The organism is Pseudoduganella chitinolytica (assembly GCF_029028125.1).
GTDB classification, from domain to species: domain Bacteria; phylum Pseudomonadota; class Gammaproteobacteria; order Burkholderiales; family Burkholderiaceae_D; genus Rugamonas; species Rugamonas chitinolytica.
The window spans coordinates 6,345,774-6,359,298 of record NZ_CP119083.1; the positions used below are offsets into that span (position 1 = coordinate 6,345,774).

14 protein-coding genes are annotated in these 13,525 nt (G+C 62.1%); 7 read left to right on the top strand and 7 right to left on the bottom strand.

The window, feature by feature from the left end; genetic code table 11:
- Window positions 1-64 precede the first annotated feature (64 nt).
- Complete coding sequence (locus tag PX653_RS28020; protein ID WP_277415899.1) at window positions 65-406, bottom strand: hypothetical protein; 342 nt, start codon at window positions 404-406, stop codon at window positions 65-67.
- Here PX653_RS28020 and PX653_RS28025 point away from each other — a divergent pair.
- The 5 genes from PX653_RS28025 (at window position 405) to PX653_RS28045 (ending at window position 7,656) form a co-directional block, all read left to right on the top strand.
- A complete protein-coding gene (locus tag PX653_RS28025) occupies window positions 405-5,171 on the top strand; it encodes an RHS repeat-associated core domain-containing protein (protein WP_277415900.1) in 4,767 nt (1,588 codons plus the stop codon). The genes PX653_RS28020 and PX653_RS28025 overlap by 2 nt on opposite strands.
- A gap of 4 nt (window positions 5,172-5,175) precedes the next feature.
- Window positions 5,176-5,505, top strand: a complete 330-nt coding sequence (locus PX653_RS28030; RefSeq protein WP_277415901.1) for a hypothetical protein — start codon at window positions 5,176-5,178, stop codon at window positions 5,503-5,505.
- 80 nt (window positions 5,506-5,585) lie between these two features.
- Window positions 5,586-6,002, top strand: a complete 417-nt coding sequence (locus tag PX653_RS28035) for a hypothetical protein (RefSeq protein ID WP_277415902.1) — start codon at window positions 5,586-5,588, stop codon at window positions 6,000-6,002.
- Window positions 6,003-6,729: 727 nt separating this feature from the next.
- Window positions 6,730-7,053: a hypothetical protein gene (locus tag PX653_RS28040; RefSeq protein ID WP_277415903.1), complete on the top strand. Its 324-nt coding sequence runs from the start codon at window positions 6,730-6,732 to the stop codon at window positions 7,051-7,053.
- A gap of 279 nt (window positions 7,054-7,332) precedes the next feature.
- Window positions 7,333-7,656 carry a hypothetical protein gene (locus tag PX653_RS28045; RefSeq protein WP_277415904.1) on the top strand — a complete coding sequence of 108 codons (324 nt, stop codon included), beginning with the start codon at window positions 7,333-7,335 and terminating at the stop codon, window positions 7,654-7,656.
- A 10-nt stretch (window positions 7,657-7,666) separates the two neighbouring features.
- On the opposite strand, the gene PX653_RS28050 is transcribed toward PX653_RS28045, so the two are convergent.
- Window positions 7,667-8,152, bottom strand: coding sequence for a helix-turn-helix transcriptional regulator (locus PX653_RS28050; RefSeq protein WP_277415905.1), 486 nt, complete (start codon window positions 8,150-8,152; stop codon window positions 7,667-7,669).
- On the bottom strand, window positions 8,149-8,688 hold the full coding sequence (locus PX653_RS28055; RefSeq protein WP_277415906.1) for a DUF4256 domain-containing protein: 540 nt from the start codon (window positions 8,686-8,688) through the stop codon (window positions 8,149-8,151). Before PX653_RS28055 ends, PX653_RS28050 begins: the two co-directional genes overlap by 4 nt.
- A gap of 112 nt (window positions 8,689-8,800) precedes the next feature.
- Here PX653_RS28055 and PX653_RS28060 point away from each other — a divergent pair, with 112 nt between their 5' ends.
- Complete coding sequence (locus tag PX653_RS28060) at window positions 8,801-9,304, top strand: DUF3592 domain-containing protein (protein ID WP_277415907.1); 504 nt, start codon at window positions 8,801-8,803, stop codon at window positions 9,302-9,304.
- A 46-nt stretch (window positions 9,305-9,350) separates the two neighbouring features.
- Window positions 9,351-9,653 (top strand): hypothetical protein, encoded by a 303-nt coding sequence (locus PX653_RS28065; RefSeq protein ID WP_277415908.1) that lies wholly within the window; start codon window positions 9,351-9,353, stop codon window positions 9,651-9,653.
- A 3-nt stretch (window positions 9,654-9,656) separates the two neighbouring features.
- On the opposite strand, the gene PX653_RS28070 is transcribed toward PX653_RS28065, so the two are convergent.
- From PX653_RS28070 to PX653_RS28085, 4 genes are all read right to left on the bottom strand, one after another.
- The gene (locus tag PX653_RS28070; protein ID WP_277415909.1) at window positions 9,657-12,203 is read right to left on the bottom strand and encodes a sensor histidine kinase; all 2,547 of its coding nucleotides are present in this window, start codon (window positions 12,201-12,203) and stop codon (window positions 9,657-9,659) included.
- A 5-nt stretch (window positions 12,204-12,208) separates the two neighbouring features.
- Window positions 12,209-12,601 (bottom strand): hypothetical protein, encoded by a 393-nt coding sequence (locus PX653_RS28075; RefSeq protein ID WP_277415910.1) that lies wholly within the window; start codon window positions 12,599-12,601, stop codon window positions 12,209-12,211.
- Window positions 12,602-12,656: 55 nt separating this feature from the next.
- Complete coding sequence (locus PX653_RS28080; protein WP_277415911.1) at window positions 12,657-12,872, bottom strand: hypothetical protein; 216 nt, start codon at window positions 12,870-12,872, stop codon at window positions 12,657-12,659.
- 97 nt (window positions 12,873-12,969) lie between these two features.
- A complete protein-coding gene (locus tag PX653_RS28085) occupies window positions 12,970-13,437 on the bottom strand; it encodes a PilZ domain-containing protein (RefSeq protein WP_307730908.1) in 468 nt (155 codons plus the stop codon).
- Window positions 13,438-13,525: the final 88 nt, after the last annotated feature.

Below are 13,525 nucleotides of genomic sequence, written 5' to 3' on the forward strand. Positions count from 1 at the left end.
CTGGTCCGGCATTGCTTCTTGATTCCTGATCGGCGGCGTACGTTTGTCGCGGCACGCGCCGTGTTTATGGAACCACGTTCGATTTGACATTGGCCAATCGGACGGTAGTTTCTTCTTCCCGGTTCAGCGAACGGCCTAGCATACGGGCCAGGGACCGGCTGCAATCGCCGGTCGCCAGTTCAGGCATTACCTTGAACCATGCTGAATGGCGGAAGACACGCTGATGCGAACATGTTAAAATGCTAAGTTTTCCGGCTCGATCGGCACGCCGGCCATAAGCGCCGACGGAGGTCCTACAAGCCAGCTGCCAACCTTCGCATTGGTCATCGGCCTGCGCGAAAGGCTGCCATGCGTTGATGCCGAATTGGATTCGTGCCTGTAAAAAATCACCGTACAACAGTTCCATGACCGAACTTACGCATAAACCCACCGAACGCGCGGCCGAAGTCGCAGTCGCCCCACTGAACACGATCGACCAGCACGATGTCGGCACGGCGGCTGCCGCCTTCGACAAATGGCTGCGCAAGATCAGCCACGACTACGTCACGCTGGAGCGCCTGAGCACCGTGGCCGGCAGCCTGCCGGTCATCGGCAACATCATGGCGCTGATCGACGCGGTCATGGACATCGTCGGGGTCATCCAGAAGCTCATCGCGAAGAAAGAAGTCGAGTTCCTGGCCTGGGTCAGCCTCGGCATCAACCTGATCGGCGTGGTGCCATTGCCCGCGTCGAGCGCGGCGCGCATGAGCCTGCGCCCGGCGCTGCACCTGGCCCGGCAGAAGCTGGCGATGAGCGCCAAGGATATCGGTGCGACGCTAGTGGAAGTGCTGGTTGTGCACCTCAATGCCCGGCTGGCCGGCGAGCTCGAGACCTTCGTCGATGGTGCGATGAGCAGGCTGTCCGGCATCCTGGACGAATGCGCCAAGGTAGCCGACGGCATCGTCGACGACTTGATCAATATCCTCAAGCGCTGCATCGGCAAGGAACCGCTGTTCGACGTAACGGCACCGGCGCAAGCGGCTAGCAAGCTGCACGACCCGAAGGTGCAAAGCAGCTGGCGCCGCATGCTGGGCGCCATCGACCGGCAGTACAAGCGTGCAGCGAACTACGCCGCCGCTGCCGCGGCACGCCAATTGCCGCAGAGCGCGGTGGCTGGCGTAACGGCCATCATCACGCACCTGACCGACTTCAAGCCGGCGTTTCGCGGCAAGCTGGCCGCGCTGGCCGACGAACAAGCGCAGATGAGCATCAAATGGATCCTGCTGCGCCTGCGCGACGCCGTCGTGACGCACAGGAAGCACCATGCGGTGCTGATGCCATCCGCCAAGGGCGCGCAGCACAAGAAGGACAACCCCGGCCACGAGCTGGGCGCCACCAGCCACCAAAGCCCCGCTACCGGCGACGCCAACAACTGCAAGTTGTGCCCTGCGAAGGCCGCCACCGCACACTCGATCAGCTTCGCCACCGGTGCCGAGACCTTTACGCACACGGACTTCGTCCTGGATGCACCGCTGCCAATCGAATGGAACCGCACCTACCGCAGCCAGCTCATCGCCTACGATCGCGGCAACCTCGGCGCACGCTGGCTCACGCCGTACAGCACGCGCATCGACGTCGTCGGCCAGGGCAAGCCCACCGGCTTGCTGTACCACGCCGCCGACGGCCGCAGCCACCGCTATCCATGGCTGGCTGTCGGCGAAAAGCATCACGACCCGGTCGAGCAGATCACGCTGACCCGCTTGAGCATCACCTTGCTGACGCTCGACTTCGGCAAGCCGCTGCCGGAAGGCCAACCTAGTCCCTGGCGCGAAACCTATGAGCTGACCGACACAGTACGGGCCAAAGTGACCGAGATGGGCGAGCAGCACTTCCGCCTGATCTCCATTCACGCCAAGGACGGTGCCGCCCTCGGCCTGCGCTACGACCACGTGGCCGCTGGCGAGGCGGTGCTCAGCGACATCATCAGCAAGCAAGGCGACACCATCGTCGCCCATGCCGGCACGCAGGTCGACGACCACGGCCACATCGTCGCGCTGTGGGAGATCCAGGAGGGCCAGCTGGTGCGCCAACTGTCCGCCTACGATTACGACGAGCACGGCGACTTGAATTATGCCCAGGACGAAAACGCGGCAGCCTGGCACTACCAATACGACCGCCACCTCGTCACCCGCTACACCGACCGCACGGGTCGCGGCATGAACCTCGCCTACGACACCAGCATCGACAGCGGCGCCAACGCCAAGGCAATCCGCGAATGGGCGGACGACGGCAGCCACGACACCCGGCTCGAGTGGGACAAGAACATCCGCCTGACCTACGTCACGGACGCGCTGGGCAACGAAACCCGCTACTACTACGACATCGCTGGCTACACCTACCGCACCATCTATCCGGACGGTGGCGAAGAATGGTTCTTCCGCGACGACGCGAAAAACGTCATCCGCCACATCCACACCGACGGCAACAGTGAGCATTTCCGCTACGACGACCACGGCAACCTGCTGACACACACCCGCGCAGATGGCACGCAAGTGCACTTCGAATACGATGCGCAGCACCGCATGACCGGCATCCTCGATCCCGAAGGCGGCACCTGGAAGCGCGAATACGATGCGCAAGGCCACTTGGTCGAGGAAATCGACCCGCTCGGCAACAAGATCCAATACGCCTACGACAAGGCCGGCCGCCCCGTCGAAGTTACCGATGCCAGGGGCGGGGTCAAAAAGCTCGCCTACACGCCGGACGGCCAGCTTGCCAGCTACACCGACTGTTCCGGCCACAGCACCCAATGGCAATACGACGAGCGCAAGCGCCTCATCAAAAGCTTCGACGCCGCAGGCAACGTCACGCGCTATCGCTACACGCCAGTCAGCGTCGAAACGCTGACGCTGGCGCTCAGCGAAGAAACCGGCAATCACCCAGGCCAGCTCGAAGCCGTCATCCACCCCGACGGGACCGAAGAGCAACTGCGCCACGATCCCGAAGGCCGCCTGCTGGCGCACATCGACGCGCTGCAACGCCGCACCGCCTACCGCTACACGGCGGCCGGCCTGATCGCGCAGCGCACCGATGCGCTGGGACACACCCTGCGCTACCGCTGGGACGCGCTGGGCCGGCTGTCCGCGCTGGAAAATGAAAACGGCAGCGTCTACCGCTTCCAATATGACCCGGTCGGCCGCCTGCTGCAGGAACAGGGTTTCGATGGCAAGGCCACCCACTACCGCTACCACGAAGGTACCGGCGTGCTGGCGGAAACCTTTGAAGCCGGCGTAACGACACGACTCGAGTTCGACGCCATGGGCCGGCTCGTACAACGCCGCGCCACCGCCCCTGGTCAGCTGGAGCAAATCGAAACCTTTGTCTACAATGCCAACGGCCAGCTGGCCGACGCGAGGAACGAGCACGCCCGGCTGCAATGGTTCTACGATGCCGCTGGCAACCTGGTGCGCGAGGACCAGCACTACCACGGCCCGTTCCACCCCGACAAGCGTACAGCCGTCTGGCACCACCGTTACGACGAACTCAACCTGCGTACCGGCACCACCCGCCCGGACGGCCACCGCATCGACTGGCTGACCTATGGCGCAGGCCACGTGCACGGCTTGCTGCTGGACGGCCAGGAACTCGTGTCTTTCGAGCGCGACTCGCTATACCAGGAAACCGCCCGCAGCCAGGCCAACGGCCTGGTGCAAACGATGAAGTACAACCCGGCCGGCCGCCTGGTCGAGCAGCAGCTAGGCGCTATCGCCCACGGGCAGAGCTTTGCTCCCGACACGTATCGCCCCGACGTTAAAGTCGGCATGCGAGCTGCGATCCAGCGGCGCTATCGGTACGACCAGTCCGGCCAACTGACGGGCCTCGACGACAGCCGGCGCGGCCACATCGAATACCGCTACGACCCGGTCGGACGGCTGTTGGCGGCAAGCAGCGCCATGGGTCATGAAACCTTCGCCTTCGACCCGGCCGGCAATATCCAGGTGCCCAACGCGGCGCGGCATGAAGCCATTGCCCAGCGCATCCCGCTGCCAAAAGTGCTGGACAACCTGCTCAAGGAATATGCCGGCACCAGCTACCAGTACGACGAGCGCGGCAACCTCGTCGAACGGGTGCAGAATGGACAGCGCGACACGTTCGAATGGGATGCGTTCAATCGCATGACTCGTGCTAACACCCGGTATGGTGTCACCACCTTTGCCTACGATCCGCTAGGGCGACGCATCGCCAAGCACAGCCAAGCAATCGAAGCCACCTCGCTCCGTCAAACGACCCGGACCATGTACGGCTGGGATGGCGACACGCTCGCACTGGAAAGCAGCGTGCACTCCGGCCATGCAGGGGGCGAACGCACGGTGCACTACGTTTACGAGCGCGGCAGCTTCGTGCCGCTGATTCAGGCCACGCGAAGGCAGGCCCTTCAATTGGCGCCGACCACGGATGTGAAAGCGCTAATGGCAGGCAACGACGGAAGGTATGACATTGCCCTTGATCCGCTATGGAATGGCGAATTCGAGCAAGAAGCCGAGCCGTTCGGTAAGGATGAGATCGCCTTCTATCAATGCGACCATCTGGGCACACCCCAGGAGTTGACGGATTGCGATGGCATGGTTGCGTGGTCAGCGCAGTACAAGGCATGGGGGCAGGCCAAAGAAGCAATCAGCAACGCGGCACACAAAGCCGGGATACGTAACCAGATCCGCTATCAAGGGCAGTACTTTGATGATGAGACGGGGCTGCATTACAACCGATACCGATACTATGACCCGAACATAGCGCGGTACCTGACGCAAGACCCTATAAGGCTAATGGGTGGGGAGAATCTCTACGTTTACGCACCTAACGCCACGGGTTGGATTGATCCGCTTGGATTGGCTCGCGTTTATAAGGATGCCCCTTATCATGGGACCATGGATAATGCGGTGAAGAGTAGAGCTCCGGCTAATGGTCAAATTGCGCTCAACAACTCAGTGCAAGTTAAAGAAACATCGCCAAGGCGTGTAGGTGTCGATGTTGGCAATGATGAGATTGTAGTGATGGATAAAACTAGAACTCATCCAAACGGTGATGAGGAATTTCATGGTCATGTTCGCTGCTGGTGCGATCTACACAATGATCAGCAATCCGCCCTCAAAAAGGCGGGAATGGTTTCAAATAAGGGAAAGATAAAAAGGTGACTATATGAATCGTCAATACCGCAAGGAAGAAATCGAAGATTTATTGAAATCCACCGATAGCACAGTTGTTATAGATGCGCTAATGTATCTATGTTTCAATATTTGCGATCCAGAGTGGGTGCAGGATAAATGCGTCGAAGCGATTGAAAGCGGCATAAATGAGGATATTAAAGGCTTGGGTATTACATGCATTGGGCATGTGGCTAGAATGTACGCCACGGTTAACAGGCGGAAGGTGATCCCTGTGCTGGAAAGCAAACTCAAGGATAGTTCCCTGGGCGGAAGAGCACACGATACGCTTGATGACATCGAAACATTTGTTAAAATGAATTAATCGAGGAAACTGCGTGTTGCACAGCATTGTCGGCGATAATCATAATGCCTCCTCGCCCAGCAGCAAAAAAGGTGAGATATATGCAAGACGATAAGAAAGAGCGGCTTCAGCAGTTGCTCAGAGCAAAGCGTGAGGCTCAATTCGAGAAAGTATGGAATGCCGCTGCTAGCGAATATTCCAGCGCACGCGAAACAGCGGAATTTATGTTACGTCACGGTGCACATCGACCAGAACTTTTACCTCTGCCAAGCATCGAGTTGTCCGGCCTAATCAAATTACTCAGCAAAGAGTTTTACTTAGGCAGGACAAGCGTCAATCTTGGGAAAGGGGAAAGTTTTGTCGAGAGCTATGTTGCTTACCATGGACTCGACCTGTCCCATCTCTATACTTGGTGTAAACAGAGCGGGATCAGTTCTGATGGCCAATTGTTGGGGTTGCTGCTGGATGTGTTGGGGGGTGCTAAAAGATCGGCACTGCGGTCAATGATTTTCTCTTAAGAGAAACGAGCACACTTCTCTTCTCCCGACTAGAAAGCTGCGAGTTGGTTGGCAGCATACGCGGCAAGGCAGCCGGCCCATGCAGTAGCATTCCCGCCTGATCGGTGAGGTAGTAATCTGGTGTCACAGCTGAATGAGCGGAGCCATTCGTCAAAATAAAACTCAACAGTTAACGGAATGGCGCCGCCCCATCTGCAAGGGCGATATCGCTGCGGAGCGCAATAAATTCTTGGGTGAGGATGCCGTCAAAGTGGACAAGGGTAAATTCGGAAGCTACTGTTAGGCAATCAATAGCGGCAAATAGAAAAAACCCGGTCGAGATTTTTGCGAAATCTCGTTATGGATGAGGACGACGATGTTGCTAGCGTTGCAAGATATAACTTACTTGACAGAAAAGAGCTATCCTAGTCGGTTAAGGCGCCTCTGGCGCCCGCGACCCTTCGGGCACGGCGTTACCGTCTTCGCCCAGGATCTGCTGGGGCGGCACATTGTGAAGCAGAGCTAGGCGGGGGCTCAGAGGGGAAAATTCATAGGCACGGCAACACCAATCCAACACCCGTATGCGCAGTATTAAAATTCACGCACAAAATGGCGTAGGAGGCACGGTACGTCGAAAGCTGTCGAATCGAGTGACGGAGGCCCGCCCATAGCGGCTTGCAGAACCCTGTGACACCCAAATGCTGCAAGTAGGCGTCACGCTAGCTAATTTTAATTCGATAGGGAAACTATGGCGGCCGAATTCCATATTGTATTTGATGACCCGACGTGGTATGAGCAAAATCGAAAAATCGTCAAGGCCTTCATTCAGTCCTTGCCGACATTTGTTAGCAATATCAACGATGAAGAATGCTGGCTGCGCGGTAATGAGACGGGCGGAGACTGGGTCTACGGTGCAAGGATATTCACGCGCCCGCGGGATATAAATCTGGAGATCAGTAGCCATCCTTCTTCAATAATCGATGATATCAGAGAGCTAAACAGATTTATTTCTCGGAATGCTGCGACCAGGATTGTTGATGAGGACGGGGAGATAATCGACGGCTACAGCTAGACCAATTCACAGTAGTCCGGACCTGTCTAATCATAGACACATTTTGTGAGCAATTGGTTGCCCTAATCCGCAGAAAGCTGCGTAGAGAAGCTGGCGCAGCGGCAGCCTAGAGCGAGATGAATGGTTTGCTACAGAAAGTAAGTGGAATACTTGACGATGAAGATTATCGCATCAATATGAAAAATTGGACTCATATCGGCGTACGAGATTCGATCGATTTGACTGCGGTTCGAGGTCTGTCTTACGGGCTGTGCCGTAGAGCCAAGTAAAAGGTGTTCTATGGGTACGGAATATAAGGTAAATACGTCAGCAGGAATACATCCGATTCTGCATCTTGAGAACTTCAGAGATTTTAGGTCCTTCTGGAAACAAGACAAAGAGCATGGTAACTATTTTTTGGGGCGTATCACAGGTTCTGACTGGCCAGAAGTAATGCTTTGGATGAAGGAAGGCGCTCTGGGAATCACTGTCAATGGCCGAAGTGGTGAAGCCTGGAGTGAATTGAAATCATTTATTGGTAAGCTCAAGGATGTTTGTCCGGATCTTGAAATCACAGACTGGGATTCAGGTGATGATCTAAGTGACGAGTTTTTCGGATCATAAAATCAAAAAATCACGGCACTTCGCCTTCCCGACGTGTATCGGATGCAAGGGGCGGTTTCGTGTTTAGCGGCTGGTCCGGCATAGCTTCGTGATTCCTTACCGGCCGCGTCACGTTCTTGGCGATGCAGGCCGGCATGCCGGCCGTGGCGTCCGCGCATTGCGCCTTGTACGTCGACGGCGGCACGCCTACCAGCTCCGTGAAGCGCGTGCTGAACGTGCCCAGCGACGAGCAGCCCACCTCGAAGCAGATGTCCGTGACGCTCATGTCGCCCCGGCGCAGCAGCGCCATGGCCCGTTCGATGCGGCGCGTCATCAGGTAGGAATAGGGCGACTCGCCGTACGCGAGCTTGAACTGCCGGCTCAGGTGCCCGGCCGACATTTGCACGCCCCGGGCCAGTTCTTCCACGTCCAGCGGCTGCGCGTATTCGCGGTCCATCCGGTCGCGCACGCGGCGCAACTTGACGAGCTCACGCAGGCGCTGGTCGGCGTCGCTCATACGGTCAGCGCGCCGCGCCACCCGCGCGCGGCGTAGTACGACTGCACGCCGTTGTGGTACGTGAAGACCCGGCCGTAGCGGCGGTCGCAGAACAGGGCGCCGCCCTGCTTGCGCAGCTCGGGCGGCGTAGCGACCCAGCTGGACGTCTTCAGGTCGAATTCCCCCAGCGCCTGCAGCGCACGATACTGCTCCTCCGTCAGCAGTTCGATGCCGAACTGCGCCGCCATGCCGACGGCGCTGCCGGCCGGCTTCTGCTCCTTGCGCGCCGCCAGCGCGGCCTCGTCGTAGCACAGGCTGCGCCGGCCCGCCGGCGTCTCGGCCGAGCAGTCGCAGAAGGCGATCCTTCCCGTCGCCGCATCGCGGCCGATCACGTCCGGCTCGCCGCCACTGTCTTCCATGGCCTGCAACGCCGTCCAGGCGGCCGGGTTGGCGTCCAGCCTGGTTTGCACGTCGGCCCAGGCGATGTCGGGGTGCCGTTGCGTGTTTTTCTCGAAACGTTGCTGGAGGATCTGCTGCAGTTCGGTTGGGGCGGACATGGCGTGGCGCTTCCTTTCGCAGTGAGGACGGGGCAACGCCAAGTTATCACAACTGGTTACGGTCATGACAGCATTCTGGTAAGGTTGTGAAAATGATATTGATGAGAGTTTCATGCCATCTACGCTGTTCACGTTATCCGATGCCCACGTAGCTCCGTCAACGCACCGCAAGGGGGCCTGGTTCATCGGCGCTTGCGGCCTGATTGCATTGCTGCTGGGCGGCATACGCATCCATGGCAAGGCCGATGCATCGACATGGCCCGAAGTACGGGCCCGGGTCCACAGCGTCGAGGTCTACCATCGCAACGGTCGTTGGTGCAACCTCGTCAGCTATCGGTATGCGGTGGACGGCAAGCGTTACGCCAGCAGGCGCATGGCCAGCTCGCTCATCGGGACGAACGGGTGCCACAAGAACGAGGTGGCAGTGCGACGGCACGCCAAGCGACTGCTGCGGGCGGGGTTCGTACGCGCGTACTACGACCCTGACGCACCCGAGCACGCCATTCTCGTCAAAGACCGGTGGGACGTGCTCGACTATTTTGCACTGGGCGTCGCCGCTTGGTGCGCGCTGATGGCTTGCCGCGAGTGGCACTGTTATCGCCGCAAGAGCACTTGAGCGCCGGCGCCCGGCATGGCGGCAGCCCAGCCGCTAGAATGCCACCATGCCCTCCAAACTCCCCATCTTCCCCGGCCCCCGCACCGCCCGCGGTGCCGTCCTGGCCGTGCTGCTCTCCAACGCCGACCAGGCCGGCGCCGAGCCGTTGCGTGGCCGCGTCACCTTGGCAGCCATCGTGCGCGCGCTCAAGCGCAAGTATCACTGGCCCATCGAGACCACCAGCTTTCCGTCCAACGCGGCGGACGGCCGCGCCACCTGGGCCACCGTGTACAGCCTGCCGCCGGACGTCATTGCTGCCGCGCTCGATGCGCGCGGGCGCGACTGGCTGAAGGCGGCCGGCGGCGGTTGATGCTTATGCATAGGCCTGCGCCGCTGGCACGCTGAAGCGCAGCATGGTGCCGCCGGCAGGCGGCGTGTCGATGACCAGTACGCCGCCGACGCGACCGATGCGCTCGCGCATGCCCACCAGCCCCCAGTGACCGGGCCGGCCGTCACGGACGATGGCCGGATCGATGCCGACGCCGTCATCCGCCACTTCGCCTTCCAGCCCCGCGTCCGTAAAGCGCAGCCGCACAGTCACGCGGGTGGCATCGGCATGGCGGGCACTGTTGCCGAGGGCTTCGCGCAGCACGTACAGCACTTCCATCGCCGTATCGCTGCGCAGCGGCCGGGTGACGCCTTCGGTGCCGAAGTCCAGCAGCGCGGCCGCATCCGGCGTCGCTTTCAGCAGTGCGTCATGCAGCTCGGCGATAAACTCGTCGGAGGGCGGCCGGCGCAGCGCCAGCACTTCGTCGCGCGCACTCTCGACCAACTGCTCGGCATAACGCAGCACCTTGTCCAGCATCGACTGCAATTCCGGCTCCTGCGGCAGGCGCGCCTGCACCACGTGGAAGCGCAGGATCAGCGCCTGCACGGCCTGCAGCAGGTTGTCGTGCAGTGCGCGGGCAATGCGGCCCCGTTCCTGCAACGTCGCATCCAGGCGCGCCGCGGCCCGCTCCTCGGCGCGGCGGCGCACCACGGCCATGCGCCAGCGGTACAGCTGCGCCAGCGCCAGCAGCGCGGCCAGCGCGCAGGCCAGCCGGAACCACCACGTCTGCCAGAACGCCGGCGCGATCGCAAAGCGCAGTTGGGCGCCCGTGCGGTTCCAGACGCCATCCTCGTTGGCCGCGATCGCGTGCAGCACGTACTGGCCCGGACCCAGGTTGGTGTACTGGGCCCCGCGCTCGCGGCGCACGGTGCGCCAGTCGCTGTCGACGCCGTCGAGCCGGTACTTCAGCCGCACCCGGTCCGGCATCGACAACGCCGTGGCGGTAAAGGCGATATCGACGCTGGTGGTCAGCCGGGGCAGCGTGACCCCGTCGACGGCATCGTAGTCGCGCCCGCCGCTGTGCAGCGCCTGGACCAGTACGTCGGGCGCGCGCGGGTTGCGGCGGATCGTGGCCGGATCGATCCAGCCGACCTGCGACACGGTCGCGTAGTACAGCCGGCCGCCCTGCGCCACGGCCAGCGACGGCAACGGCCGCACCTGCGCAGCCTGGCCGCGCACGCCGTCCTCGAAATTGAACAGTTCGGCTTCGACGGGCTCGTCCGGCGCTTGCCAGAAGCGTCGCAGCGCAGCGGCGGGGATGCGGTACAGGCCGTCGTCGCTGTGCGCCCACAGGCTGCCGTCGCCATCGGTGACGAGGCCCGTCACGCGGCGCATGGCCGCGCCGTCGCGCAGGCGCAGTGGCCGCAAGGTCTCACGGTCCAGCCACGTGACGCCTCCGTCGCCGCCCACCAGCAGGCGGCCGCCGCTGTCGAGCATGGCCAGCACCGTGCCGAGGCTCGTGCTGACGGGCCGGAAGCCGGTAGCGGTCAGCTCGCCGAAGCGGTTGTTGACGAGGCCGATCCACGTGCGGCCGGCGCGGTCCGTCAGCATGGTGAGCGGCGTCGGTTCCGGCACGTTGCTCAGCCGCTCGTCCTGGCGCCATGTGCCGGCATCGAAGCGCCACAGGCCGTTGCGGATGATCGACACCAGCAGGCCGCCGTCACGGTCCAGCGCCACGGCCTGGATCTCGTACTTCTTGCCCAGCTGGGCGGGCAGGTCCCAGCGCCGTTCGGCGTCGCCGTGGAATTCCCACAGGTCGGTGGCCGTGCCGACCCAGACGCGATCGGCCGCGGCCCGCACCAGCGCCTGCGGGGCGATGACGGCAGTCTGGCGCTTGCTGCCGTCGGCGCCCAGCCGCACCATCGGGCTTTCCATCGACCCCAGCCATAATTCGTCGCCCATGCCGCGCTGGGCCAGCCAGTAGAAGCTTTCCTTGCTCGTGGGCAGGCGGCGGAAACGGTGCGGCTGGTAGCGCTCGACGCCTTCGAACGACAGCAGCGACAGGTTGCCTTCGCGGTCCACCATGCCCGGGTGGGGCGCATCGCCATTGCCATTGTGGTTGGCGAACACTTCCATCGCATGCAGCACGCCGTCCTTGCCGGCCACCATGCGTGCCACGCCGTCCTGGCGCTGGTACCACAGGCTGCCGTCGGGACCGTCGAACATGCCGCCCGCATACAGCTGCGGCCCACGCGCGGGCGGCTGCTCGATTCTTACGGGCTCGACCGGACGGCCCAGGCGCACCCGCACCAGGCCCTTGTCGCGCAGCACCGTGTGCACGACGCCGCCGACCGTCGTCAGCCACAGGTCGTCCGCATTAAGTACTTCCACGAATGGTGCCGAATCGCGCGGGCGGGCGTAGTAGTGGGCGTTCACGCTGACCCATAGCGTGCCGTCGCGATCGAACACGATGGCCGTGCGCATTCCCGGCGGCAGCGAGTCCGCGCCGGTCCGTTCCCACTTGCCGTCGCGCAGGCGTACCAGCGCGCTGCTGGCCGCCACGTACAGGACACCTGCCGGATCGAGCGCCATCGACGTTACCGAGCCCGGTGGAAGCCCGTCGCGGCACTGTGGTGGCGTACCTCGTTCCGGCTGAAAATACTGAGGCCGCCGAAGTGGTAGCCGACCGCGAGCCGGCCGCCCGGCAGCGCCAGCACGGAGGCGACGCTGGCCGACAGCAGGGAATGTCCGTACACCTTGGGCTCCTGGCGAAAGCGTACGCCGTCGAAGCTGGTCAGCCCGGTGGGCGAGCTGAACCACAGCAGGCCGTCGTCCGTCTGCGTCATCCGGAACGACTGCTGCGGCGCACCGTCGGCCTGGGTCCAACGGCGTCGCTCATGGGTCACGCCATCGGGCGGCAGAACGGCGGCCCAGGTGCTGCATGCGGTCAACCACCACATCAATAAAACCGCAAGGCGGCCCAGGGCCATGTCTGCTCCGACGTTGTTTTCAACCCATCATTGTAATGGGGAAGAATGTGACGGGTCAGCGGGGGCGGGCGCGGCGGTCCGGGTGGGAATTGCCGAAGGCGGTGGCGGCGCGGCGGCGCTCGGCGGCACGCTCCAGGACGTCGTTCAGCTGGTGCGGGTCGAGGCCGGCAAAGCGCATGTAGCGCTGGGCGGCCTCCAGGCCGAACGCTTCCTTCGTCAGCAAGGCAATGTGGAGCTTTTCCGCGGTGTTGGGGTCGACGCGCCGGTTCATGAGCTGATTCTACGGCGCACGAACTGGACGGGTTGTGAATGTTTGTAACCGTGCAGGGTCGTAACCGCGCGTCGTTTGTTACCGGGGTCCGCCGCCCTTATGTCATCCTGGGGTTGCCGCGCGTGACGTACTCGACGATGCGCTCGCGGCATTCCTGCGTCACCGCCAGGATACGCCCGCCGTAGTGGTAGCGGCCCTTGCTGCCGACGGGGCGGTTGTAGACGATGACCATCTCGACCTCGTCGACGATGTCGCTGCCGGGAAAGCGGAAGCGCATCCAGTAGCGGGGCCGGTCGGGCAGCCGGACAGGCAGGATGAAACCCACCCCCATGCGGGCGATGTCGATGACCTGGGCGGGCAACCTGGGCTGGCCGCCTTCCGCGAACACATACGCCTCGATCTGCAACAGCCTGCGGATGTGGGCACGGCGTTGTTCTGTTATCTGCTCTACCACGGTGTGCCAGGGTCCCGGTGCCCCAGCGAGGGGCGTTGCATATAGCATACTCCAACTGTGCCGCTGGGAGGCGCATGGGGTCCGCGTTACCGGACGGGTCGGACAGCGCATTGCGTTACCCGGCCAGGGGCGTGGCGGCCGGTCCGGCGTTACGTATTCGGCGGCGCGCGTAAGGCGCTGTTACTCGCTGTTACTTATC